Source organism: Tamlana sedimenti (genome assembly GCF_038148895.1).
GTDB lineage: Bacteria > Bacteroidota > Bacteroidia > Flavobacteriales > Flavobacteriaceae > Tamlana.
In genome coordinates this window covers 789,829-813,333 of sequence record NZ_JBBVGQ010000001.1, presented here as the reverse complement: position 1 = coordinate 813,333, position 23,505 = coordinate 789,829, and the positions used below count along the sequence as shown (strand labels likewise).

19 protein-coding genes are annotated in these 23,505 nt (G+C 35.9%); 15 read left to right on the top strand and 4 right to left on the bottom strand.

What is annotated here, in order from left to right:
• The first annotated feature begins 52 nt into the window (after positions 1 to 52).
• Positions 53 to 736, top strand: a complete 684-nt coding sequence (locus tag WJN01_RS03595) for a hypothetical protein (RefSeq protein WP_445195791.1) — start codon at positions 53 to 55, stop codon at positions 734 to 736.
• A 33-nt stretch (positions 737 to 769) separates the two neighbouring features.
• Here the strand turns inward: WJN01_RS03595 and gltX are convergent, their stop codons facing one another.
• Complete coding sequence (gene gltX, locus WJN01_RS03590; protein ID WP_445195790.1) at positions 770 to 2,281, bottom strand: glutamate--tRNA ligase; 1,512 nt, start codon at positions 2,279 to 2,281, stop codon at positions 770 to 772.
• Positions 2,282 to 2,381: 100 nt separating this feature from the next.
• Between gltX and WJN01_RS03585 the strand changes: the two genes are divergently transcribed.
• The 5 genes from WJN01_RS03585 (at position 2,382) to WJN01_RS03565 (ending at position 9,871) form a co-directional block, all read left to right on the top strand.
• Positions 2,382 to 5,822: a coiled-coil domain-containing protein gene (locus WJN01_RS03585; protein WP_445195789.1), complete on the top strand. Its 3,441-nt coding sequence runs from the start codon at positions 2,382 to 2,384 to the stop codon at positions 5,820 to 5,822.
• Entirely contained in the window at positions 5,815 to 6,231 is a 417-nt protein-coding gene (gene ybeY, locus WJN01_RS03580) for an rRNA maturation RNase YbeY (RefSeq protein WP_445195788.1), read from the top strand. The genes WJN01_RS03585 and ybeY overlap by 8 nt, the downstream gene beginning before the upstream one ends.
• A gap of 72 nt (positions 6,232 to 6,303) precedes the next feature.
• A complete protein-coding gene (mnmG, locus tag WJN01_RS03575) occupies positions 6,304 to 8,175 on the top strand; it encodes a tRNA uridine-5-carboxymethylaminomethyl(34) synthesis enzyme MnmG (protein WP_445195787.1) in 1,872 nt (623 codons plus the stop codon).
• 78 nt (positions 8,176 to 8,253) lie between these two features.
• Positions 8,254 to 9,105 carry a class I SAM-dependent methyltransferase gene (locus tag WJN01_RS03570; protein ID WP_445195786.1) on the top strand — a complete coding sequence of 284 codons (852 nt, stop codon included), beginning with the start codon at positions 8,254 to 8,256 and terminating at the stop codon, positions 9,103 to 9,105.
• A 250-nt stretch (positions 9,106 to 9,355) separates the two neighbouring features.
• Entirely contained in the window at positions 9,356 to 9,871 is a 516-nt protein-coding gene (locus tag WJN01_RS03565; RefSeq protein WP_445195785.1) for an OmpH/Skp family outer membrane protein, read from the top strand.
• 58 nt (positions 9,872 to 9,929) lie between these two features.
• On the opposite strand, the gene WJN01_RS03560 is transcribed toward WJN01_RS03565, so the two are convergent.
• Positions 9,930 to 10,853, bottom strand: a complete 924-nt coding sequence (locus tag WJN01_RS03560) for a diacylglycerol/lipid kinase family protein (RefSeq protein WP_445195784.1) — start codon at positions 10,851 to 10,853, stop codon at positions 9,930 to 9,932.
• A gap of 3 nt (positions 10,854 to 10,856) precedes the next feature.
• The gene (locus tag WJN01_RS03555; RefSeq protein WP_445195783.1) at positions 10,857 to 12,008 is read right to left on the bottom strand and encodes a DNA polymerase III subunit; all 1,152 of its coding nucleotides are present in this window, start codon (positions 12,006 to 12,008) and stop codon (positions 10,857 to 10,859) included.
• A gap of 193 nt (positions 12,009 to 12,201) precedes the next feature.
• On the opposite strand from WJN01_RS03555, the gene WJN01_RS03550 reads away from it, so the two are divergent.
• The 3 genes from WJN01_RS03550 to WJN01_RS03540 all read left to right on the top strand — a co-directional run bounded on the left by WJN01_RS03550 (position 12,202) and on the right by WJN01_RS03540 (position 16,054).
• A complete protein-coding gene (locus tag WJN01_RS03550; protein ID WP_445195782.1) occupies positions 12,202 to 13,389 on the top strand; it encodes a phosphoglycerate kinase in 1,188 nt (395 codons plus the stop codon).
• Between the two features lie 76 nt (positions 13,390 to 13,465).
• The gene (locus WJN01_RS03545) at positions 13,466 to 15,052 is read left to right on the top strand and encodes a LysM peptidoglycan-binding domain-containing protein (RefSeq protein WP_445195781.1); all 1,587 of its coding nucleotides are present in this window, start codon (positions 13,466 to 13,468) and stop codon (positions 15,050 to 15,052) included.
• A 24-nt stretch (positions 15,053 to 15,076) separates the two neighbouring features.
• On the top strand, positions 15,077 to 16,054 hold the full coding sequence (locus WJN01_RS03540) for a DUF4837 family protein (RefSeq protein ID WP_445195780.1): 978 nt from the start codon (positions 15,077 to 15,079) through the stop codon (positions 16,052 to 16,054).
• A gap of 66 nt (positions 16,055 to 16,120) precedes the next feature.
• Here WJN01_RS03540 and tatA read toward each other — a convergent pair whose 3' ends face one another.
• The gene (tatA, locus tag WJN01_RS03535) at positions 16,121 to 16,303 is read right to left on the bottom strand and encodes a twin-arginine translocase TatA/TatE family subunit (protein WP_445195779.1); all 183 of its coding nucleotides are present in this window, start codon (positions 16,301 to 16,303) and stop codon (positions 16,121 to 16,123) included.
• A 148-nt stretch (positions 16,304 to 16,451) separates the two neighbouring features.
• On the opposite strand from tatA, the gene WJN01_RS03530 reads away from it, so the two are divergent.
• Genes WJN01_RS03530 through rfbA form a run of 6 tightly spaced genes read left to right on the top strand, consistent with a single transcriptional unit; the run spans position 16,452 to position 23,505 of the window.
• Entirely contained in the window at positions 16,452 to 17,321 is an 870-nt protein-coding gene (locus WJN01_RS03530) for a M23 family metallopeptidase (protein WP_445195778.1), read from the top strand.
• Entirely contained in the window at positions 17,322 to 18,824 is a 1,503-nt protein-coding gene (locus tag WJN01_RS03525; protein WP_445195777.1) for a GH3 auxin-responsive promoter family protein, read from the top strand. It begins immediately after the preceding gene.
• A 29-nt stretch (positions 18,825 to 18,853) separates the two neighbouring features.
• The gene (locus tag WJN01_RS03520; protein ID WP_445195776.1) at positions 18,854 to 20,545 is read left to right on the top strand and encodes a DUF6909 family protein; all 1,692 of its coding nucleotides are present in this window, start codon (positions 18,854 to 18,856) and stop codon (positions 20,543 to 20,545) included.
• Positions 20,546 to 20,554: 9 nt separating this feature from the next.
• A complete protein-coding gene (locus WJN01_RS03515; RefSeq protein ID WP_445195775.1) occupies positions 20,555 to 21,625 on the top strand; it encodes a hypothetical protein in 1,071 nt (356 codons plus the stop codon).
• Between the two features lie 15 nt (positions 21,626 to 21,640).
• On the top strand, positions 21,641 to 22,648 hold the full coding sequence (gene rfbB / locus WJN01_RS03510; RefSeq protein ID WP_445195774.1) for a dTDP-glucose 4,6-dehydratase: 1,008 nt from the start codon (positions 21,641 to 21,643) through the stop codon (positions 22,646 to 22,648).
• Positions 22,645 to 23,505, top strand: a complete 861-nt coding sequence (gene rfbA, locus WJN01_RS03505) for a glucose-1-phosphate thymidylyltransferase RfbA (protein ID WP_445195773.1) — start codon at positions 22,645 to 22,647, stop codon at positions 23,503 to 23,505. The genes rfbB and rfbA overlap by 4 nt, the downstream gene beginning before the upstream one ends.

Genomic DNA, 23,505 nt, shown 5'->3' with positions numbered 1-23,505 from the left:
GAAAAGTAAGATACAAAAATACACTATATTTGGTCGCTAATAACCCATTCAAATGAATTATAACCGACTTTTATTATTAGTAGTCTTTATGTTGTGTTTTGTTACAAATAACTTCGCACAAAAAGGCAATTACCCCATTACCAACGGCATAAGTGTTACTGGTGGCGTTACCAAATTCAATATTCTAACCGATAATTTTACAACAAGGGAAACCAATGGATTTATTGGCGGGTTTTTGGCAACGGTTGAAATACCAGTAAGATGGTACGATGTGAGCTTTGGCATGCAACTTTCTCAAAATTCGGTTGAAGTTTTAGGCCGACCAGCATTAGTGAGTACACAGGAAGCTTTTATTGACTATAAATTGCTTGCTGTACAAGTGGCTATGTTGATGCACGTAAAGGTTGTTCCGAACTATTTTACAATAGATTTAGGCCCCATGATTCAGTATAACAGTAAGCTGGAATTTAATGACAAAAACCAAGAGGGCTATTATGTTAATAAATATGTGAATTTAACTGCTGAGGACATCACCAACATATCCCAATTTAATTTTAATGGCACTATAGGGGCATCGGTTGGTATAAAACATATTAAGCTAAAGGCCCAATACATTTATGGATTTACCAATATTTTAAAGAAACTTGAAAAACAAGAATTAGACCTCACGGGAGGTAATGGGCGCTTTAAAGGCAACCAAAGCATGTTGGTTTTGGGCGCAACGGTATCGTTCTAATATGTTCTGAAACAAGTTCAGAAAGAAAGAAACTTATAAAATATCAATTACAGATTGAACTCGCTTAACCGTTTCATTCTTCCCAACCATAAACATAATATCAAAAACATCTGGGCCTTGCAAAGCGCCAACCAAGGCAATACGCAAGGGCATCATTACTTTGCCAAAACCTATGTTGTTGCTTGTTATCCAACCTTTTATAACATTTTGTAAAGTTTCTACAGTAAAATCATCAATGGTTAAAATGATGCTTTTCAGTTTTTTCATAAGCTCCAAAGTGTCTTCTTTAAAGGCTTTTTTGGTTCCTTTTTCATCGTATGTGGTAGGTGCCTTAAAAAAGAAATGGCTCAGTTCCCAAAAATCTGAAACAAACGTGGCGCGTTCTTTTATTAAACCTATTACCATGGCAGTGTAATTCACGTCAATTTCAGAAAGTTCAGGACATTGAGATTTGAAGGTTTCCGCCAAAACATCATTGCTTTGTTCTTGCATATAATGATGGTTAAACCATTTTATTTTATCAGGGTCGAAACGGGCTCCAGACTTATTGACACGCTCCAATTCAAAGGCATTTATTAATGCTTCTAGATTGAAAATTTCCTGCTCCGTACCAGGATTCCAGCCTAAAAACGCTAAAAAGTTAACCATAGCTTCAGGAAAATACCCATCTTCTTTATATCCTCTTGAAACTTCTTTTGCTTTTGGGTCTCTCCATTCTAAAGGAAATACTGGGAAGCCTAATTTATCGCCGTCGCGCTTGCTTAATTTTCCTTTTCCTGTGGGCTTTAATATAAGGGGCAAATGCGCAAATTCTGGAGCTTCCCAGCCAAAAGCATCGTATAATTGACAATGCAAGGCCAAGCTAGGCAACCATTCTTCGCCACGAATTACGTGGGTAATCTCCATTAAATGGTCATCCACAATATTTGCCAAATGGTAGGTGGGCATGCCATCGCTTTTAAACAACACTTTATCATCCAGAATATTGGTGTCAATTTTAATGTCGCCACGAATAATGTCTTTTAAATGAAGTGTTTCATCTTGAGGTGATTTAAACCGGATAACATAATCTTCACCGGCATCCAATTTAGTCTGGACTTCTTCTGCACTAAGCGATAGGGAATTGCTCAATTTTAATCGGTTATGCCAATTGTAAATAAAGGTTTTCCCTTTTTCTTCATGATCTTTTCTGTGAAAATCTAAAGTTTCGGCTGTATCAAAGGCATAATAGGCATGGCCTTTTGCGATGAGTTCATCGGCATATTTTTTATACAAATGTTTGCGTTCGCTTTGTCTGTAAGGACCAAATGAGTCTTCTTTCCCTGGACCTTCATCAAATGGCATTCCGCACCAGTTTAAGGCATCAATAATATATTGCTCTGCACCTTCTACATAACGATTTTGGTCCGTATCTTCAATTCTTAAAATAAATGTGCCGTTATGTTTTTTGGCAAATAAATAGTTGAATAATGCGGTACGAACACCTCCAATATGTAAAGGTCCTGTTGGACTTGGCGCAAAACGCACACGAACGTTTTTGGTCATCTTTTTTAATTTTTGGCAAAGATACAATTAACAGGTAATTAAGAACATGGTATAAAATAAAATTGTAGTTTAGTAAATTAGCATGAAATTTTCCCAAATCATGAGCAACTTTAAAACCATACAAAACAAATTAGAGGCATTCATTCGGCGTTACTACACCAATGAATTGCTAAAAGGAGTCATTTTGTTTTTTGCTATAGGGCTGTTGTATTTTCTCTTTACGCTTTTTGTTGAACATGTTTTATGGTTGAATACCGGGGCCAGAACTGTTTTATTTTGGGTGTTTGTTACGGTAGAATTTGGGCTGCTGGTTAAGTTCATTTTTATTCCGTTGGCTAAGTTGTTCAAACTTCAAAAAGGGCTAAATTATGAAGAAGCCTCAAGAATTATTGGCAAGCATTTTCCTGAGGTTAACGATAAGCTGTTGAATGTTTTACAGCTTCATGGCAGTACGTCAAAATCTGAATTGCTTTTGGCGAGTATCGAACAGAAATCACTGGAATTAAAGCCAATTCCGTTTAAGCTTGCTATTAATTTCAAGAATAATTTAGGATACTTAAAATACGCGGCAATTCCCATTTTTATTTTGTTGCTCACTTATTTTACAGGTAATTTTAATTGGTTTAGTGATAGTTACAAACGTGTGGTGCACTATAAAACGGCTTATGAGCCGCCAGCGCCGTTTCAGTTTTATGTGCTGAATGAGAGCATGACTGCTATTGAAAACCAAGACTTTAAGCTTGTGGTTAAAACCGCTGGCGAGCTTACTCCAGAAAGTGCTCAAATAACCTATAATGGCCAAACTTATTTTTTGCAACAAAAGGCTTTAGGCGAATTTGAATACGTGTTTACACAGCCCAAGGAAGCTCTTGAGTTTCAACTTTCGGCTAATAAAGTAACTTCCAAACCTTATACGATTGAGGTTGTAGAAACACCATCAGTTTTGAGTTTTCAAATGGTTTTGGATTATCCCAATTACACCAATAAAAAAGATGAAGTATTAAAAAGCACAGGTAATGCTCTGGTACCGGAAGGGACAAACATTAAATGGCAATTAAGTACCAAAGCTACAGATAAGGTGTTTTTATATGCGAAGGATACCGTTAGCTTTAGTACTGAAAATGATGGAAATTTTGAAGCATCAAAACAAGTATTCAATAATCTTAATTACACTTTAAGCACAAGTAATAAGAATCTCCAAAACTTTGAAAATTTAGCTTTTAGTATAGGTGTGGTTAAAGATGAATACCCTGAGATTAACATAGAAATGCAACAGGACAGCCTTGATTTGCAAACGCTCTATTTCCACGGGCAAGTGAGTGATGACTATGGTTTTTCGAAACTTCAACTTGTTTATTATCCTGTTTTAAACGAAAATGTGAAGGAGATTGTTACAATGCCCGTTTCCAGTTCAAATGTTTCAGAGTTTATTTCTGCATTCCCAAATGATTTGAATATAGAAGAAGGTATTGCTTATGAATTGTACTTTCAAGTATTTGATAATGATGAAGTTAATCGCTATAAGAGTGTGAAAAGCAATGTCTTTACTTATAGAAAGCGAACATTAGAAGAGGAGGCTCAAAAAAATCTGCAACAACAAAACGAAACCATAAAGGATTTAAATAAATCTTTGGAAAAGTTTGATGATCAACAAAAGGAACTTGAGGAGCTGACAAAGACACAGAAAGAGAAATCGACTTTAAATTTTAACGACAAAAAGAAATTGGAATCTTTTTTCAAACGTCAGATGCAACAGGACGAAATGATGAAGAATTTCAATAAGAAACTCCAAGATAATTTGGAAAATTTTGAGAAGGAAAATACTGAACAAGATGAATTCAAAGAGGAGTTGAAAGAACGACTCAAAGACAATGAGGAAAAGCTTAAGCAAGATGAAAAGTTGCTCAAGGAAATTGAAAAGCTTCAGGATAAAATCAATAATGAAGAGCTCATTAAAAAGTTAGATGAATTGGCAAAACAGAATAAGAACAAGAAACGTAGCTTAGAGCAACTGCTTGAATTGACCAAACGCTTCTATATTGAAAAGAAACTTGAAAAGCTAAAGGAGGATTTAATGAAGTTGGCTATCGATCAAGAAAAACTGTCTAATGAACCTGAAGAAAATAATACAAAAGAAAACCAAGAGCAATTAAATGAGCAGTTTGAGAATTTTACAAAGAATATAGAAGACCTTGAAAAGGAGAGTAAGGAACTTAAAAAACCAATAGATATTCCTAGAGATGAGTTGGATGAAAAGGAAGTGGTTGATAAACAAAAAAATGCCTCTGAAGAGTTAGAAAGGAAGGAAGGTCTAAAATCTACCGAAGGCGATAAAAATAAAGATGCCGAAAACCTAAGACAGAATTTAAAGAACGCTCAAAACAGCCAAAAGAAGGCCGCTAAGAAAATGATGCAAATGAGCCAAAGCATGCAAAGTGCCATGCAGGCTGGTGGCGGGGAGCAAATGCAAGAGGATGTAGAAATGTTGCGTCAAGTATTGGATAATGTGGTTTTGTTTTCTTTTGATCAAGAAGCACTCATGAATCAGTTTAAATCCATAGAAATTAATCATAATAAGTTTGCCTCTTATTTAAGAAAGCAAAATGATTTGAAGGAGCATTTTGAGCATATAGACGATAGTTTGTTTGCGCTATCATTACGCCAGACCAAGCTTTCAGAACAAGTTAATAAGGAGATTAGTGATGTTTATTATAACATGGAAAGGGCGATGGGTTTACTTGCAGAAAACCAACTGTATCAAGGAATTTCAAATCAGCAGTTCGCGGTTACGGCGGCTAATAATTTAGCTGATTTTTTAAGCGATTTTTTAGATAATATGCAAGAAAACATGAGCATGTCTGCAGGTAAAGGTGGCGATGGCGATATGCAACTGCCCGATATTATTATGACTCAGGAGCAGCTTAATGAAATGATGCAAAAAGGAATGAAAAAAGGCGAACAAGGCAACCCAAATGAAGGCGATGGAAAAAATGAAGAGCAGGGAGAAAAGGAAGGAAATAAACCTAGTGAACAGGGTGAAAAAGGTGAGAAAGGTGAAATGGGAAAAGCTAATAACAAAGGAGAAAATGGTGAGCAAACTGGAGGAGAAGGCCAGGGTACTAATGAAGATTTAAACGGTTTACTTTATGAAATTTACCAACAGCAGCAACAGTTACGACAAGCCCTTCAGGATAAATTGGCCAAGGAAGGGAAAAGTGGTAATGGAGACGCTCTTGTAAGAAAGATGGAGGATATTGAGTTGGATCTTTTGAATAAGGGATTTACTAACCAGACGCTTCAAAAAATGATGGACTTGAAACATCAATTGCTTAAATTGGAGAATGCAACATTTCAACAAGGAGAGGATGATAAGCGTGAATCTGAAACCAATAAAAAGAATTTTTATAATAATCCAAACAATCAAATTCCAATGGCAAAGGAATATTTTCAAACTACCGAAATATTAAACAGACAGGCGTTACCTTTGCAACAAGTTTATAAAAGGAAAGTGCAAGAATATTTTAAGGGAGGAGATGATTAATTTCAATTATGAAACTGACTTTAAGTTGAGAAATGAAGGTCAACTTTCAGCATGGATTTTAAATACCATTTCATCGGAAAATCACAAAATTGAAGAAATCAATTATGTGTTTTGTGATGATGAATATTTGCACAAATTGAATGTTGAGTTTCTAAATCATGACACCTTAACCGACATAATTAGTTTCGATTATTCTATCGGAAAAATTATACAGGGAGATATTTTTATTTCTATTGAACGAGTAGAGGACAACGCTAAAGATTTTAATGTTTCCTTTGAGGACGAGTTGCATCGGGTAATTGTTCACGGTGTACTACATTATTGTGGCTACAAAGACAAGAGCGATGGTGATGCAAGACTAATGAGAGACAAGGAAAACTTCTACTTGAATCAACTTGTTTCAAATTAAAGAATTCAATGTATATTTGCAGACCTAAAATTTGCATGTTCCACGTGGAACATGTTTTTCAACACAAAGATTATGTTTAACGAGGTTTATGATGTTATAGTGGTTGGTGCTGGTCACGCTGGAAGCGAGGCTGCGGCCGCAGCTGCAAATATGGGTAGCAAAACACTGCTGGTTACCATGAACTTGCAGAACATTGCTCAAATGTCGTGCAACCCAGCTATGGGTGGAATTGCTAAGGGGCAGATTGTTCGTGAAATTGATGCTTTGGGCGGCTATAGCGGGATTGTGTCCGACACTTCAGCAATTCAGTTCAAAATGTTGAACAAATCGAAAGGGCCAGCTATGTGGAGCCCGAGAGTGCAGAGTGATAGAATGCGTTTCGCTGAAGATTGGAGGATGCTTTTAGAGCAAACCCCGAATCTTGATTTTTATCAAGAAATGGTTTCAGGGCTTTTGATGGATGGTAACAAAGTTGCTGGAGTAAAAACATCTTTGGGGGTTGAGATAAAGTCTAAAGCAGTTGTTTTAACCAATGGTACTTTTTTGAACGGATTAATTCATATAGGAGACAAGAATTTTGGTGGGGGCCGTGCAGGCGAAAAAGCTGCGACTGGGATTACCGAACAGTTAGTTGATTTAGGTTTTGACTCAGGCAGAATGAAAACTGGAACGCCGCCTAGGGTTGACGGAAGAAGTTTGGATTATTCCAAAATGATTGAACAACCTGGCGATGTAAACCCTGAAAAATTTTCGTATTTAGATGTTACAAAGCCTTTAGAAAAGCAGCGTTCATGTCATATGACTTACACCAGTGAATTGGTGCATGATTTATTACGTGAAGGGTTTGAAAGGTCTCCAATGTTTAATGGCCGAATTAAAAGTTTAGGACCTCGTTATTGCCCATCAATTGAAGATAAAATAAATCGTTTTGCAGATAAAGATAGGCATCAATTATTTATTGAACCGGAAGGTTGGAATACAGTTGAGGTTTATGTAAATGGTTTTTCAACTTCGCTTCCTGAAGATGTTCAATTTAAGGCATTAAGATCTGTTAAGGGATTTGAAAACGTTAAGTTTTTCCGTCCGGGTTACGCCATAGAGTATGATTATTTTCCGCCAACTCAATTGAAGCATACTTTGGAAACCAAACTTGTTGATGGTCTTTTCTTCGCTGGTCAAATTAACGGAACAACTGGTTATGAAGAGGCAGCATCTCAAGGATTAATGGCTGGTATTAACGCCAGTTTGAAGGTTCAAGAAAAGGAAGCGTTCACACTAAAAAGGGATGAAGCTTATATTGGTGTTTTGATAGATGATTTAATCACTAAAGGAACCGAGGAGCCGTATAGAATGTTTACATCTCGTGCGGAATATAGAACTTTGTTACGACAGGATAATGCCGATTTAAGGTTAACGCCAAAAGGTTATGAGCTCGGTTTGGCTTCTGAAAAGCGATTAAAAAGAATGGAAGAGAAGCATGAGGCGGCAGAAAAATTCGTAAGCTTTTTTGAAAACTTGAGCGTAAAGCCGGAGGACATTAATCCTATTTTGGAAGAGAAGGAGTCCTCTCCCGTAAAACAATCAGGAAAGCTGTTTAAGGTTTTTGCGCGCCCAAATATCGAAATGAATGATATTCGAAAAATTGAGGAGGTGGAGTCTTACATAAAAGAAAATAATTTAGATGTTGAAATTATTGAGCAGGCCGAAATTCAAGTAAAATATTCCGGCTACATAGCCAAAGAAAAAAACAATGCTGATAAATTAAGCAGACTCGAGTATGTAAAAATCCCTGAGAATTTTGATTATTCAAAAATCAAGTCCATGAGTTTTGAGGCGCGTGAAAAACTGAAAAAGATTCAACCAACGACTGTTTCACAGGCATCAAGAATAAGTGGCGTTTCGCCAAATGATATTTCTGTTTTACTTGTTTATATGGGTAGATAGTTTTTAACGTTCCACGTGGAACATCAAAATATTTTCCTTTTTTTGTCCATCTTAACTAGATTCAGAATTCGTTTTTAAATGAGCAATACATCTATTTTTTTAAAGGTAAAAGACCATTCTGTTTCGGGAGAAGAATTCCAACTTATAGAGAATGCGGAATACGGTTTTTTGGAAACCACACCAAAGCCAACTGAGGAAAAACTTCCCGAGTATTACCAAAGTGAAGATTACATTTCCCATACAGATGCCAAAAGAAATCTTTTTGAAAAAGCATATCACTTCGTTAGAGGTGTGTCCTTAAAAAGTAAATTAAACCTGATTAATTCTTTTTCGCAAAAAGGTAAAACGCTTTTAGATGTTGGATGTGGGACTGGTGATTTTTTACAAGTAGCTCAAAATAATGATTGGAAAGTTTTAGGAATCGAGCCGAACGAACAGGCGAGGCAAATTGCCAACCAAAAAACCAACAATGCAGTTTTTAAAACGGAGCAGCTTTTAAAATTTAACAATCATGGTTTTGATGTTATAACCTTGTGGCATGTTTTGGAGCACTTGCCAAATTTAGAGGAACAAGTTTCCATTTTTAAAAAACTACTCAAACTAGATGGAACTTTAATCATTGCTGTGCCAAATCATAAAAGTTATGATGCAAAACATTATAAACAATTTTGGGCTGCTTATGATGTGCCAAGACATTTATGGCATTTTAATAAACCTTCTGTTTTTAAACTCATGGAAAAACAGAACATGCAAGTAAAAAAAATTAAGCCCATGTTGTTTGACGCATTTTATGTGAGTTTGCTTTCTGAAAAATATAAATCAGGAAAAATGAATTTAATTAAAGGTTTTTCTGTTGGGTTGCTCTCAAATTTAAAAGCCGTATTTAACAAAGAGGCTTCTTCGTTAATTTATATTATAAAAAACAGGTAAAAATGCATTTGGAGCCCTTAAAACTAAAATTAAGAACCATAATAAGGAAATGGCATGTGCTTTTTTGAAGCTCCTTTAAATCGCTTTATTTGGCGCCAGAAACAATAGGTAAAATTTATTCATATTTTACAAAGCTATAAATATTGGCTATATGTTAAATTCAAAGTAAATTGAAGTTGGTTTAACGTTTACTTTGCTACATTTGTGCGTTTTTATAAATCAACAAACCAAAACAAATAAATAGATAAAAATGAAAAACATAATTTACTTATCGTTGGTGATGATGGTTTTGGCATCTTGCCAAAAACCAAACAAAATAGGTTTCATAAATAATGGAACTATTATAAATGAGTACCAAGAGAAAAAGGATGTAGAAGCAAAATACCAAGTTAAGGAGGAGAGTTTTAGAAAAAAGGCTGATAGTTTAGGGAAGGCATTTCAAGCTGAAGTTCAAGTGACTCAAATGGAAGCGCAAAGGGCTTCACAAAAAAAGCAACAAGAATTAATGGCTGGGTTGCAACAAAAGCAGCAAAGGTTACAACAACAAATGCAAGCAGAACAGCAACAATTAACCCAAGAATTTCAAACAGAGATAGATTCTGTTATTAGTACAGTTAAAAAGTTTGTTAAAGGGTACGGTAAGACAAACGGATACACTTACATTTTAGGTACAACAGATGCAGCTTCAACGGTAATGTATGGAACCGATGAAAACGATTTAACGCAAACTATTTTAGAAGCTTTAAACGCTGAATATAAAAATTAAGATAAAAGACCTTGGTCTCTAAGCCTCTGTTTAACAGCTAACAGGGGCTTTTGTGTTTTTAAAAATAAAAGGAAAATACCTTTGGAACTATTGATATTTCAATGTTTCCAGAGCCCAACAATTCACCGTCAACCTGAATTAATGGAGGGTTTTCAACGGATGTTTTAATTTTTAATGTATTGGTTTTTAATGTTTTAACTTTTTTATGAAGCGTTATTGTTGCATTAAACAACCTATGAAGGTTTCTTATGATGTCATATTTGCTTAAGTTTTGGCCAATAGTAACATCAAATAGCCCGTCATGAGGGTTCGGGGTGCTAGTAAATTGCATGCCTCCACCCGAATATTGACAAATACCTATAAGAATCATCAATGTTTCCCCAGATATTTCTTCGGAATTAGCAATGATTTTTACCTCGAAGTTTTTGAAAGCAAAAAGACCTATTATAGCCGCCCATAAATAAGACAAACTACCTAGATGTTTGTAAGTTTCAACTCTACTAACCACAAAACCGTCAAATCCAATACCAGCTAAATTGTTAAAGTAAGTAGGAGGCTCTGGACTGTTTTCAAACTGTATTTTGCCAATATCTTGAGTTTTTGTTCGGCCGTTAATAATCAAATCAACAGCCTTTTTTATGTCTTTTGGTATACCATAGGTTTTAACCCAATCGTTACCCGTACCAACAGGAATTACACCTACAGTTATTTTTTGTGAAGGAACAATATTTTGAGACAGTACTCCATTAACTATATTGTGTAGGGTGCCATCACCACCAACACATATAATGTTTCTAATATCCTTCTTAATGGCATTTTGCGCGAGTTCTAAACTGTGTTTGGAATATTCGGTGAGCGCATAATAAAAATTGAGTTTCTCTTGCTCTAACAGTCTTTTAATTTTTGGCCATTTTCGTTTACCAGAACCATTTCCAGAGGCTGGGTTAATAATAACAAACCATAGTTCTTTTGGCTGTGTCATTAACTAGGGTTTTTTGTGTAAAAGTCTAGTTAGTTTTATTGAAAGGTCGGTAAGGATTATTTTAGAATTTCCGTTGCGTTCAATATGGTAAATAGCATCTTGTAGTTCGTCGCTAATTTCCATAATGTTGTTGCCATGAACAAATGGCGCAAAATTCTCCAATTTAAATTTTTCGGTTTTGGGCTCAAAAAAAACTAAATCTGGGGCATTGTAATTTAACAATAATGCCTGCCTAAAGAAATCTAAGCAAAAGTTGAGAAATTGTTTTTGGGTTTCACGGCCGGTTTTGGCAATATCTTCGCTCCAAGAAATTAAATCATGAATGGCCGCCTTATTTCCTTTAGCTTTAAAGGCACTTCTTATCCAGAAAATAAACCAAGTTTCAAACTGGGTGTCTTCAGAATCATGGTAAACTAAATCACAGGCCTTATTATAATTTCCGTTGGATTGGTGCGCTATCTTGGTGGCCACAGACGCTTCTATATGGTAAGCTTTCATCAAGGCTTCTTTGATGTCGTCTTCGGCCAATGGAGGAAAATGTAATATTTGGCAACGCGACCGTATAGTGTTTATAATTTGCTCTTCATCTTCAGCAATTAAAAGAAAAATAGTCTTATTTGGCGGTTCTTCTATTAGCTTTAGAAGCTTGTTGGCGCATGATGTATTCATTTTTTCGGCCATCCAAATCAACATCACTTTATAACCACCTTCATAAGATTTCAGCGAAAGCGATTTTACAATTTCACTAGCTTCTTCTACACTTATAAGTCCTTGTTTGTTATCCACGCCAAGCAGTTTGTACCAATCAAACAAATTACCGTAGGGTTGTTGTTCTAAAAGTTGGCGCCATTCTTCCAAATAAAAGCTTGAAACAGGTTTGCTTTTCACCTTATCGCTTATTGTAACCGGAAAAGCAAAATGAAGGTCGGGGTGCGAAAAGTTTTTGAACTTTAAATTACAAGCTTCATTTCCCGTGTTGTTTTCGCCACCAGAATTGGAGCATAAAATGTATTGCGCATAAGCCAAAGCCATGGGCAATGTTCCAGAGCCCTCTTTACCTATAAATAATTGCGCATGGGGTATACGGCCATTGTCAACACTTTGGGTTAAATGGTTTTTTATATGCGTTTGGCCTAAAACATCCTTAAAAAGCATGAAACAAAAGTAAATGAATTTTTCTATTTAAAATGGCTTTACTTTTTAAAACCAGACGAGTTTTGGTTGAAAAAATTTAATTTTTTAAAAAGTTCTGCTGGTTCAAACGTTTTCGTTAAAAAACACGTTTTATAAAGCTATTTAATTACTTACATTTGTGCTTCAATCACTTAATAAGGTAAAATTTAATTATATGAAGACGCTAAACGACTTTAATTTCGAAAATAAAAAGGCATTGATTCGAGTAGATTTTAATGTCCCCCTAAATGATAAATTTGAAGTAACTGATGCTACAAGAATTGTATCTGCAAAGCCAACAATTATAAAAATATTGGAAGATGGTGGAAGCTGTGTTTTAATGTCTCACTTAGGCCGTCCAAAAGGCGTTCAAGATGAGTTTTCGTTACGTCATATTGTACAAAAAGTTGAAGATATTTTAGGTGTTGAAGTAAAATTTGTGGATGCCTGTGTAGGAGAAAAAGCGGAAGCTGCAGTGGCGAATTTAGAACCCGGCCAAATTTTGCTATTGGAAAATTTACGTTTTCATAAAGAAGAAGAAGCGGGTGATGTAAATTTTGCCAAGCAACTTTCAAAATTAGGTGATATTTATGTTAATGATGCTTTCGGTACAGCGCATAGAGCACACGCATCAACAACTATTGTTGCACAGTTTTTTGAAGGTAAAAAATGCTTTGGAAGCCTATTGGCAGAAGAAATAGAAAGCATCAAAAAAGTTATGGAAACAGGCGAAAAGCCGGTATTGGCCATACTTGGTGGCGCAAAAGTGTCTTCTAAAATAACAATCATTGAAAATATTTTGGATAAAGTTGACCAAATGATTATTGGTGGTGGTATGGCGTTTACCTTTGTTAAGGCACAAGGTGGAAAAATTGGGAATTCAATTTGTGAAGATGACAAACAACAATTGGCCTTAGATATTTTAAAACAAGCCAAAGAAAAAAACGTGAAGGTTTATATTCCAGTTGACACAGTTGCAGCAGATGCTTTTAGTAACAACGCCAATACTCAGATTGTAGATATCAATGCTATACCTGATGGTTGGGAAGGTGTAGATGCTGGACCAAAATCTGTTGAAATTTTCAAAGATGTTGTATTGAAGTCCAAAACCATTCTTTGGAATGGACCTTTAGGTGTCTTTGAAATGGAAAATTTTGCGAAAGCAACTATTGCCCTTGGTAATGCCATTGCTGAAGCTACCAAAAACGGAGCTTTTTCGTTAGTTGGTGGTGGCGATTCTGTGGCCGCCGTAAAACAGTTTGGTTTTGAGGATAAAGTAAGCTATGTAAGTACAGGTGGTGGCGCTATGTTAGAAAGTCTAGAAGGCAAAATACTTCCTGGAATTGCCGCTATTTTGGAATAAAGTGAATTAAGTTTTTAATTTCCCTGAAAAAATACGATTTTAGCCATAATATCGTTCTGTAAACTGAATTGATTTTATGGCTTTTCGTTTTTTAATAACTCTTCTTATTTTCAACACTGGAACTTGTATTTTACAGGCCCAAGACTCTATTTCTTTAAAGACTAATCAAGTCAAGAAAAAGGCTGTTGCGCTAAACAAATCTTCTAAAGATTCATTAATTGACGGAAAGACTAAAACCGTTAAAGTTATTGAAGCCGAGTCTGATAGTTTAAACATTAAAAACCTTCAAGACCATGAATTTGCGGCAGGACTTGACGAAAAATGGTACGAAGAATTATATAGCAATGCGCTGTTCGATACCATTTATAAATCAGTTACCGAGTTATCTTTTGATGCCGTTGATTATCCAGAACTTCCAACCGAAGTACTGAAACAACGCTTAAAGGAACTGGATGCCAGAACACCTTTTAATGTAGAATATAACCCTTCTTTGGAGAACGTTATCAAGTCTTATTTAAAAAACAGACGCGAGCAACTTCAAAAGTTAATAACATTAAGTGCATTTTATTTCCCAATGTTTGAACGGGAATTGGATTTATATGATATTCCTTTGGAAATCAAATATTTGGCAATAGTTGAATCTGCTTTAAAACCCCGGGCAAAATCAAGGGTTGGCGCAACTGGTCTTTGGCAATTTATGTTCAGCACGGGCAAAATGTACGGGCTGGATGTAAGCAGCTATGTTGACGAGCGCAGCGACCCGATTAAATCTACCGAAGCCGCTGCCAAATATTTGGCTAAACTATACGAAATATTTGGCGATTGGGATTTGGCTTTGGCCGCCTACAACTCGGGTCCTGGTAACGTAACTAAGGCTATCAGGCGTTCTGGAGGTTACAAAAACTATTGGAATATCCGCCATAATCTCCCTCGCGAAACCGCTGGTTACTTGCCCGCGTTTTTGGCCAATATGTACATTTTTGAATATGCCGAAGAGCATGGTTTTAAAAAGTACAAACCAGAAACGGCTTATTTTGAAACGGATACTGTTAGGGTAAAACAAATGATTACGTTAGATCAAGTTTCAGAAGTAACAGGCACGCCTATTGAAGAACTTCAGTTCTTAAATCCTTCTTATAAATTGGATATTATTCCGTTTATAAAGGATGAAAATTACACCTTGAGATTGCCTATTGGCGTTATTGGCCAGTTTGTAAACAATGAAGAAAAAATCTATGCGTTTGCCAAGGCAGAATTTGATGAACGTGAAAAACCGCTTCCTCAGCTTATCGAAGCCGACCAAAGATTGACTTATCGCGTTAAATCTGGAGATTATTTAGGGAAAATTTCTAGAATGTATGGCGTTCGGGTTAGTGACATTAAACGATGGAACGGTTTGCGAAGCAATGACATTAGCATTGGGCAACGGCTTACTATTTTTCCCAGAAGACCACATGTTAGTGCTCCCATTTCTGCTACAGCCACTACAAAAACAAAGCCCTTGTCTGGTGAGGTAATTACCTATATAGTTCAGTCAGGCGATTCTTTATGGAGCATTGCTCAAAAATTTCCTGGAGTTTCTGTTCAAAATATTAAAGATTGGAACGGTATTAGTGGTAATAATTTAAAACCGGGAATGAAACTCAAAATAGCTAAGGGTTAATTTCCTTAAAACCTAATACACATTATGCGATATTTTCTTTTTTCATTACTGTCTTTCATGCTTTTAACATCTTGTGGAGACAAAAAAAAATCTACCGAACGTTACATTCAAGATTCATCAGGGGCCATAAATAATGTGTCTGTTGTAACCGAAAATGAAATTTGGGATGGGCGTGTTGGCGAAGCCATAAGAACAGTTTTGGCAAAACCCATTTACGGGCTTCCGCAAGACGAACCTATGTTTACCATTAGCCAAATACCTCCTGCCGTTTTTTCGGGTTTTGTTACTAAAAACAGAACGGTTTTAATGATTAAAATGAATAAAGATGCAGGTATTGAATATTTAGATAATGTATATGCCAAACCGCAGAAAGTAATTGTAGTTTCCGGAAAATCCAAAAAAGAGATTATTGCTATTCTTCAGGAAAATGAATCTAAAATTATTGATACGTTTAGAAGCATGGAGATAGCCGAAAGGCAGCGCCAAATGGCAAAATCACCGCATAGCTTTGAATCGATAAAAGAAAAATTGAACTTAACTATTGATTTTCCATCAATTTACAGAATTGCAAAGTCTACTGATGATTTTTTCTGGATTAGAAAGGACATAACCACGGGCACTACCAACCTTATGATTTACGAGTTGCCCTATTCTGCCATTAAGAGAAATGACAGCGTGGTGAACCAAATTATTCGAATTAGGGATTCTGTAGGTAAAAAATATATTGAAGGCCCGGTTGAAGGTTCTTATTTGGCTACTGAAGACGCCTACACACCTTTTCATGGTGAGACTATTTTGGACAATAAACCAGCTTTGGAAACCAAAGGCATTTGGGACGTCAAAAATGCATTTATGGGTGGCCCTTTTATTAGCTATGCTGTTGAAGACAAAATCAATAAACGATGGGTCATTTTGGAAGGTTTTGCATTTGCACCATCCGTTGATAAACGAAACTACATGTTGGAGCTTGAAGCCATTATTAAAACGGTGAAAATAAATTAGTAAAAAGCATAAAAAAGGCCAACACATTGTATTGGCCTTTTTCAATCATTAAGCTACAAAGTAGTTTTATTCTTTTGTATCACTTTTAGAATCTTCTTCTTTACTGGCATCCTTAAATTCCTTAATGCCACTACCTAGTCCGCGCATTAATTCTGGTATTTTTTTACCTCCAAACAACAATAAAACAACCACAACAATTAATGCTATTTGCCAAGGCCCTATTGCTAATGGTAACATATATAAGCTCATAATCTTAAATTTATAGAGCAAAGTTAGTAATTAAAGTTCAATAATATCGTTTTCAACATAACTTTAGCATAATCTAAAACGGCAAAACAAAACCCTTACTTTAATTTTGGGATAATGTATTGGATAAATTCTATTATTTTTGTTCAGTATGAGTAAGAAAAAGCAAAAACCAAAAAAAATAAAAAGAAAACTTCTCGATAAGTATCGATTGGTTATTCTCAATGAAAACACTTTCGAAGAGCGATTATCCTTCAAGTTAACCAGGTTAAATGTTTTTGTAATGGGGTCTTTATTGGCTATTTTTTTAATCTCCCTGACTTATTTACTCATTGCTTATACGCCGCTTCGGGAATATATTCCGGGGTATTCTTCCACTGCATTAAAAAAGAAGGCCACGGAGTTGAGCTATAAAACAGATTCTTTACAACAGGCATTGGTTATGAACGATCGCTATTACGAATCCATCAAAAAGGTTTTGTCTGGCGACTTAAGTACTGCTGATTTTAATAAAGATTCTATAGTTCAGGCGGTGAAGTTGGAAGCGAGTGAAGTAGATTTTAAACCTAGCGCCGAAGATTCGCTTTTAAGGCAAAAAGTTGATAAAGAGGATAAATACAACCTTTTTGAATCTGCAACATCGGCCACAAACTTTGTGTTATTTCCTCCTGTGAGTGGAACTATCAGCGAAACTTATAATGCCAAGGAAAAACACTATGCGGTTGACATTGTGGTTGCAAAAGACACCCCCGTTAAGGCGACCGCTGATGGCATTGTTATTTTTGCGGAATGGACAGCCACTACAGGTTATGTTGTAATTGTAGAACATAGTTATGGCTTAATTTCGGTTTACAAACACAACACGGGAGTAAACAAAGAGCAAGGTGATTTGGTTAAAGCGGGCGAGGTGATTGCCACAGCTGGGAATTCAGGTGAATTATCAACCGGGCCACATTTGCATTTTGAACTTTGGAATGACGGTTACCCAATAAATCCAACTAACTTTATTGATTTTAACTAAATGATATCATTAAAATCCGCGATAGCAAAACCTTTTGCAAAGCAAGTTTTCAGGAGTATTCAAAAATGGGCAAAAAAACCAATTGAAACTCAGGAAAAAGTTTTTCAAGATTTAATTTCCCAAGGGGCAGGAACAGTCTTTGGAAAGGATCATGATTTTATTAGCATAAATAACCATGCCGATTTTATAAAACGCGTGTCCATAAGGGATTATGAAGCTTTAAAACCATATGTTGAACGTATTATTGCAGGAGAAGAAAATATACTTTGGAAAGGCAAACCCCTTTATTTTGCTAAAACTTCAGGAACAACATCTGGGGTGAAGTACATACCCATAACCAAACCTTCAATTGAAGCCCAAGTAGCAGCTTCACGTAATGCCATTTTATTGTACATCCACGAAACAGGTAACGTTAAGTTTGTTGATGGCAAAATGATTTTTTTACAAGGAAGCCCAGTTTTAAAGCAGAAAAACGGCATTAATATTGGACGATTATCAGGGATTTCAGCCCATTACGTACCTAAATATCTTCAAAAAAACAGAATGCCTTCATGGAAAACCAATTGCATTGAAGATTGGGAAACAAAAGTCAATGCTATAGTTGAGGAAACGGTCAACGAAAACATGACCGTTATTGCTGGTATTCCATCGTGGGTTCAAATGTATTTTGAAAAGCTTCAGCAAAAAACCGGTAAAAAGATTGGCGATATTTTCAAAAATTTCAACCTCTTCATTTTTGGAGGCGTAAATTATGAACCCTATCGGGCAAAGTTTGAAAATTTAATTGGTCGAAAAGTAGACAGTATAGAACTATATCCTGCGAGTGAAGGCTTTTTCGCGTTTCAAGATAAACAGGGTGAAAAGGGTATGTTGCTCCAGCTTAATTCGGGTATTTTTTATGAGTTTATTAAAGCTGAAGACTTTTTTAATGATAACCCGAAACGAATCACCATTAAAGACATTGAGCTTGGTGTAAACTATGTAATGATTATTTCTACAAATGCTGGATTGTGGGCCTATAATATTGGTGATACAGTGCAGTTTACATCCACAAATCCGTATCGCGTAATCGTGTCAGGTAGGATCAAGCACTTTATTTCTGCATTTGGCGAACATGTTATAGGGAAAGAGGTAGAACAAGCGATGCAAGAATCCATTGCAAATACGGACGTTAGGGTTACAGAGTTTACCGTAGCACCACAAATCAATCCAGAACAAGGTTTGCCATACCATGAGTGGTTTATTGAATTTGAAAACGAACCCGAAAACCTTACAGATTTGGCGAGGAAACTAGATGAATCCCTTCAAAAACAAAACACGTATTATTTCGATTTAATAGAGGGAAAGGTTCTTCAACAGCTTAAGATTACTAAAGTTAAAAAAGGAGGCTTTCAGGAATACATGAAATCGGTTGGGAAACTAGGTGGTCAAAATAAAATCCCTAGGTTGGCAAACGACAGAAAAATTGTTGATTCATTTTCGAGTGTGAAATCGCACAAATAATAGTATCTTTGGCGCGAATTTAAGGATACATGAGTAATAAAAAACATCACGCAAGAACGCGCGCTCAAGAGAGCTCAAATGCCATTGAGCGTATGTACATTACCATGCGTCATTTGTTCAACAGAGGATTTTATAAACCGATGGGCATTTCGGGAGAAACCCTTCGTGAAGCCTTGCTTACCCTACGTCCTGAAATTTATGGTTCTATTGCCGAGGAAAAAGCCGAACTGGAAGGGTTGCTTTATGTTATTGATAGGTTGCCTACAGGAATTGAGCAGTGTACATTTATTAACTTAACAAGTGATGAAGGCTACGGGAGTTCTCATTTTAAGCCCATAATTCCAGAAAAGCGACGTAGGCACTGTTACAGAATCGATGCCGAGCAAATGAACATTGAAATTACTCGCGGGCGATCAGATATTTATGATATTTTAACCCATCTTACTTTTCTTTTTGTTGAATCGCATAAAATAAGTTCCAGAGTGCTTATTGATGACGAAGGTACTACTACTAGAGATTGGGTAAAACTTGAAAAAGTAGTGGTTGACAACAACGACTTGTCACAAGAAGAACGAGAAATAGCCATTACACATGCAGCTACCATTTTAGGCAGAACATTTAAGGAAATAACGAATATTTATAGCCAGTTTGCAACGCCCGGGCAACCTGAGCGATTTTTGCATATTATATATTGGCTGGGCAAATTAGCTTTAGAAGAACAGGTTAATTTTAATAAAAGAACCATCACTTTCAGCCCTGTGCTGAGAGAACGTATTGGGCATCATATACATGGCGAGATTTGGGCAGATAACATTAAAGAGTATCTATATAAGCATAATTTGTTAGAAAGGCCAATTCATATCATAAGTGCCAACATGCATAGCGTTATGAATACGCTTTTTGCCCATAATGTTTTGAAGTCAAAAAAGGGACCTCAGAAAGGCCTTTTTGAAATGTATGAAGCCCTTAGCAAAAAGGAAAATGAAGTTATGCGCAATAAAGTGACCAAAGAAGCGTTGCTCAAAGGCATGGCATATCTTAAAGACGCTTCAGGTGCTAATATTGATGTACAGGTTTTTGATACATCAAAATTTGATGCTTCAAAAATGGATATTAAATTTAAACCAGCTGTTGAGGAACAAGAAAATCCTGTTATTTTGGTTATGGATTATGCTTTTGGCGAGCAGGCCTATGAAACGATTGATGAACTTTTAAAGCCTTACAAACTAAAAGGCAAGAATGTTCATTTGAATGTGGAGTCCATTTCCATAATGGGCAAAGCAGGTATTTTAGAAGGAGGGAAGGGAGACATCATGATACCTTCTGCCCATATTTTTGAGGGCACGGCAGATAATTACCCTTTTGAGAATGAGCTGAAGAAAGCTCATTTGGAAAATCAAGGTGTGGACGTTTACGAAGGCGCAATGATTACCGTTTTAGGAACATCACTTCAAAACAAAGATATTTTGAAGTTTTTCCATAATTCTACTTGGCAAGTTATAGGTTTGGAGATGGAAGGGGCACATTACCAAAAGGCAATCCAAGCCGCCTCAAAAGTTCGTGGAAACATAAGAGCCGATGTAAAGGTGAGATATGCCTATTACGCCAGTGATAACCCTTTAGAAACCGGAGCAACTTTGGCTTCAGGAGGATTGGGAACTTCAGGAGTAAAACCAACATATTTAATAACAAGAACAATATTAGAACAAATATTAAATTAATCAATCACCATGAGTAAAGATTCGCCGCAACCACAGCAATCAGAAGAAGTCGATTTAGGGCAGCTATTCAAACAAATAGGCAAGGCATTTGACCGACTTATTAATTTCATCTCAAGTATTTTTAAAGGCATATATAAAGTTGTTATATTATTGCTGGTGCATATTTACAAACGATTAATTTGGTATGCAGGGGTAATTATTATTGGCTTGATATTGGGTTTTATTATAGACTCCTATTCCAAGAAGATGTATGGTGCCAACATGTATATCCAGACTAATTACAACTCTGCGCGTCAAGTCTATGAAAACATCAAACAATTCCATCAATTGGCCTATGTTGATAAGGATACGTCAGAATTGGCTCTAAAACTTAATATTTCTTCAGATTTAGCCTCTAATTTAAAAGGCTTTTATATAGAACCTGATTTGGATGAGAATAATATTGCTGAAATGTATTCTGATTTCTACCAACGCTTAGACTCTGTATCAAGATTAGAGATGACCTACGATAGGTACAGGGAATCTCTAACACCTTACAATTACAGTATTCATAGAGTGGGAGTTGCCTCTACGGACAAAAACATATACAAAAAAATTGAGGAATCTTTTATTCATCAAATTTCAGGCAATAAGTATTTGAATGAGCTTTTAGAGGCTAACAAAAAGATTCTAGAAAAAAAAGACAACGTTCTCCAAAAACAAGTGCAGAAAACAGATTCATTGGTTGAAGAATATTTAAAAATTAGAATTAACGAATCACAAAAGGAACAAATTCCCAATTCTGGCACAAATGTATATTTGGGTGATGCACAATCAGCTGGTGGCAGCTTAATTGTAGACGAAGCCAAAATAGTTAATCAACGGCTATATTATGAAAATCAACGGCGATTGATAGATAGTACATTAGCGGTAAAAAAATATATAGTTAACGTACTTGCAAACTTCCCAGAATCGGGATATGATATCAGCGAATGGTATGAAAAAAAGAAATTTTTGTTGCCCGTTGCTTTATTTACAATTACGCTTCTTGTATTCTCATTCATCGGATTGGGTAAATTTTTAGAAAATCAAGATAAATAATAAACCGCCATATAAATGACAATTTTAATAACGGGAGGGGCAGGTTTTATAGGGTCTAATTTTATCGAATATTTTTTGACAAAGAATCCAATGCATGAAATAGTCAATTTAGATTCTCTAACGTATGCAGGAGACCCTTTAAATTTAGTAGAGGTAAATAGAAATCCCAATTATACTTTCGTTCATGGAGATATTTGCAACAGAAGCTTAATTGAAGAATTGTTCAATAGATATGATTTTAAAGGCGTTATACATTTCGCTGCTGAATCTCATGTTGATAATTCAATAAGTGCACCAAGCGCCTTCATAAACACAAATGTTTTTGGAACATTCAACTTACTTGACGTTTCCAAGAATCATTGGATGGATGCCCCAAACCAAATAAAGAAAGGCTATGCTGAGTCACGATTTTTACACATTTCAACAGATGAGGTCTATGGAACTTTAGGTGATGAAGGCTTGTTTACAGAACAAACCCCTTATGCACCAAATAGCCCATACAGCGCCTCTAAGGCATCGTCAGATTTTATAGTTAGAAGTTATTACCATACTTACGGAATGAACGTTGTAACAACCAATTGTTCAAACAATTATGGTCCAAAACAACACGATGAAAAATTAATACCAACTATTATTAGAAAGGCTTTAAATAATGAAGAAATACCAATTTATGGTGATGGTAAGAACATAAGGGATTGGCTGTATGTTGAAGACCACTGTAGAGGAATAGAGTTGACTTTTATAAAAGGTAAGGCTGGGGAAACCTATAATATTGGCGGTAATAACGAACGGAATAACTTATACATTGCCAATATTATCTGCGGAATCCTAGACGAATTAGTGCCCAAAAGTAGCAGGTACAACCAGCAAATTACATTTGTAAAGGATAGACCTGGGCATGATTTTAGGTATGCTATAGATGCCTCAAAAATTGAAAGGGAATTAGGGTGGCTTGCTCAAGAAAATTTTGAAACAGGCATAAAAAAAACCATTGCTTGGTACTTAAAAAAATACAATAGATGAAAGGTATAATATTGGCTGGAGGTTCAGGAACAAGGTTATATCCACTTACCAAGGTGGTGAGCAAACAGCTTATGCCAGTTTATGACAAACCAATGATTTATTATCCGCTGTCAACATTACTGTCTGCGGGTATTCAGGAGGTATTAATAATAACCACACCGAACGATTTGGAAAATTTCAAACAATTGTTGGGTGATGGTTCCGATTATGGTTGTCGTTTTGAGTATGCAGTACAAGAACAACCAAATGGATTGGCAGAAGCTTTTATCATCGGTGAAAAATTTATTAAGGATGATAGCGTTGCACTTATTTTAGGGGACAATATTTTTTATGGCTCCGGGCTGGATAAAATTTTACAAGATAATGTTGATCCATCGGGGGGTGTTATTTTTGCTTACCATGTTCAAGACCCACAGCGTTATGGGGTTGTTGAGTTTGATGAAAATAATAGGGCAATTTCAATAGAAGAAAAACCTCAAAAACCAAAATCCAGTTTTGCTGTTCCCGGAATTTATTTTTATGATAATTCAGTTGTTGAAATAGCCAAAAGCATTAGCCCCAGTAAAAGAGGAGAGTTGGAAATAACTGATGTGAACAAAACATATCTAAAACAAGGAAGACTTAATGTACAAATTTTAGATAAAGGAACAGCATGGTTAGATACAGGAACATTTACCTCGTTGATGCAGGCTTCTCAATTTGTTGAAGTTATTGAAGAGCGCCAAGGGCTTAAAATTGGAAGCATTGAGGAAATAGCCTATAAAATGGGCTATATTAATAAATCGCAACTTAATGCATTGGCAGAGCCATTGCTAAAAAGTGGCTATGGAAAATACCTTAAGCAACTTATACAGTAA

What these genes read in the sequence shown, in the direction of transcription:
- WJN01_RS03595 (WP_445195791.1), top strand. Translation starts at nt 53, where the DNA reads ATGAATTATAACCGACTTTTATTATTAGTAGTCTTTATGTTGTGTTTT.
- gltX (WP_445195790.1), bottom strand. Translation starts at nt 2,281, where the DNA reads ATGACCAAAAACGTTCGTGTGCGTTTTGCGCCAAGTCCAACAGGACCT.
- WJN01_RS03585 (WP_445195789.1), top strand. Translation starts at nt 2,382, where the DNA reads ATGAGCAACTTTAAAACCATACAAAACAAATTAGAGGCATTCATTCGG.
- ybeY (WP_445195788.1), top strand. Translation starts at nt 5,815, where the DNA reads ATGATTAATTTCAATTATGAAACTGACTTTAAGTTGAGAAATGAAGGT.
- mnmG (WP_445195787.1), top strand. Translation starts at nt 6,304, where the DNA reads ATGTTTAACGAGGTTTATGATGTTATAGTGGTTGGTGCTGGTCACGCT.
- WJN01_RS03570 (WP_445195786.1), top strand. Translation starts at nt 8,254, where the DNA reads ATGAGCAATACATCTATTTTTTTAAAGGTAAAAGACCATTCTGTTTCG.
- WJN01_RS03565 (WP_445195785.1), top strand. Translation starts at nt 9,356, where the DNA reads ATGAAAAACATAATTTACTTATCGTTGGTGATGATGGTTTTGGCATCT.
- WJN01_RS03560 (WP_445195784.1), bottom strand. Translation starts at nt 10,853, where the DNA reads ATGACACAGCCAAAAGAACTATGGTTTGTTATTATTAACCCAGCCTCT.
- WJN01_RS03555 (WP_445195783.1), bottom strand. Translation starts at nt 12,008, where the DNA reads ATGCTTTTTAAGGATGTTTTAGGCCAAACGCATATAAAAAACCATTTA.
- WJN01_RS03550 (WP_445195782.1), top strand. Translation starts at nt 12,202, where the DNA reads ATGAAGACGCTAAACGACTTTAATTTCGAAAATAAAAAGGCATTGATT.
- WJN01_RS03545 (WP_445195781.1), top strand. Translation starts at nt 13,466, where the DNA reads ATGGCTTTTCGTTTTTTAATAACTCTTCTTATTTTCAACACTGGAACT.
- WJN01_RS03540 (WP_445195780.1), top strand. Translation starts at nt 15,077, where the DNA reads ATGCGATATTTTCTTTTTTCATTACTGTCTTTCATGCTTTTAACATCT.
- tatA (WP_445195779.1), bottom strand. Translation starts at nt 16,303, where the DNA reads ATGAGCTTATATATGTTACCATTAGCAATAGGGCCTTGGCAAATAGCA.
- WJN01_RS03530 (WP_445195778.1), top strand. Translation starts at nt 16,452, where the DNA reads ATGAGTAAGAAAAAGCAAAAACCAAAAAAAATAAAAAGAAAACTTCTC.
- WJN01_RS03525 (WP_445195777.1), top strand. Translation starts at nt 17,322, where the DNA reads ATGATATCATTAAAATCCGCGATAGCAAAACCTTTTGCAAAGCAAGTT.
- WJN01_RS03520 (WP_445195776.1), top strand. Translation starts at nt 18,854, where the DNA reads ATGAGTAATAAAAAACATCACGCAAGAACGCGCGCTCAAGAGAGCTCA.
- WJN01_RS03515 (WP_445195775.1), top strand. Translation starts at nt 20,555, where the DNA reads ATGAGTAAAGATTCGCCGCAACCACAGCAATCAGAAGAAGTCGATTTA.
- rfbB (WP_445195774.1), top strand. Translation starts at nt 21,641, where the DNA reads ATGACAATTTTAATAACGGGAGGGGCAGGTTTTATAGGGTCTAATTTT.
- rfbA (WP_445195773.1), top strand. Translation starts at nt 22,645, where the DNA reads ATGAAAGGTATAATATTGGCTGGAGGTTCAGGAACAAGGTTATATCCA.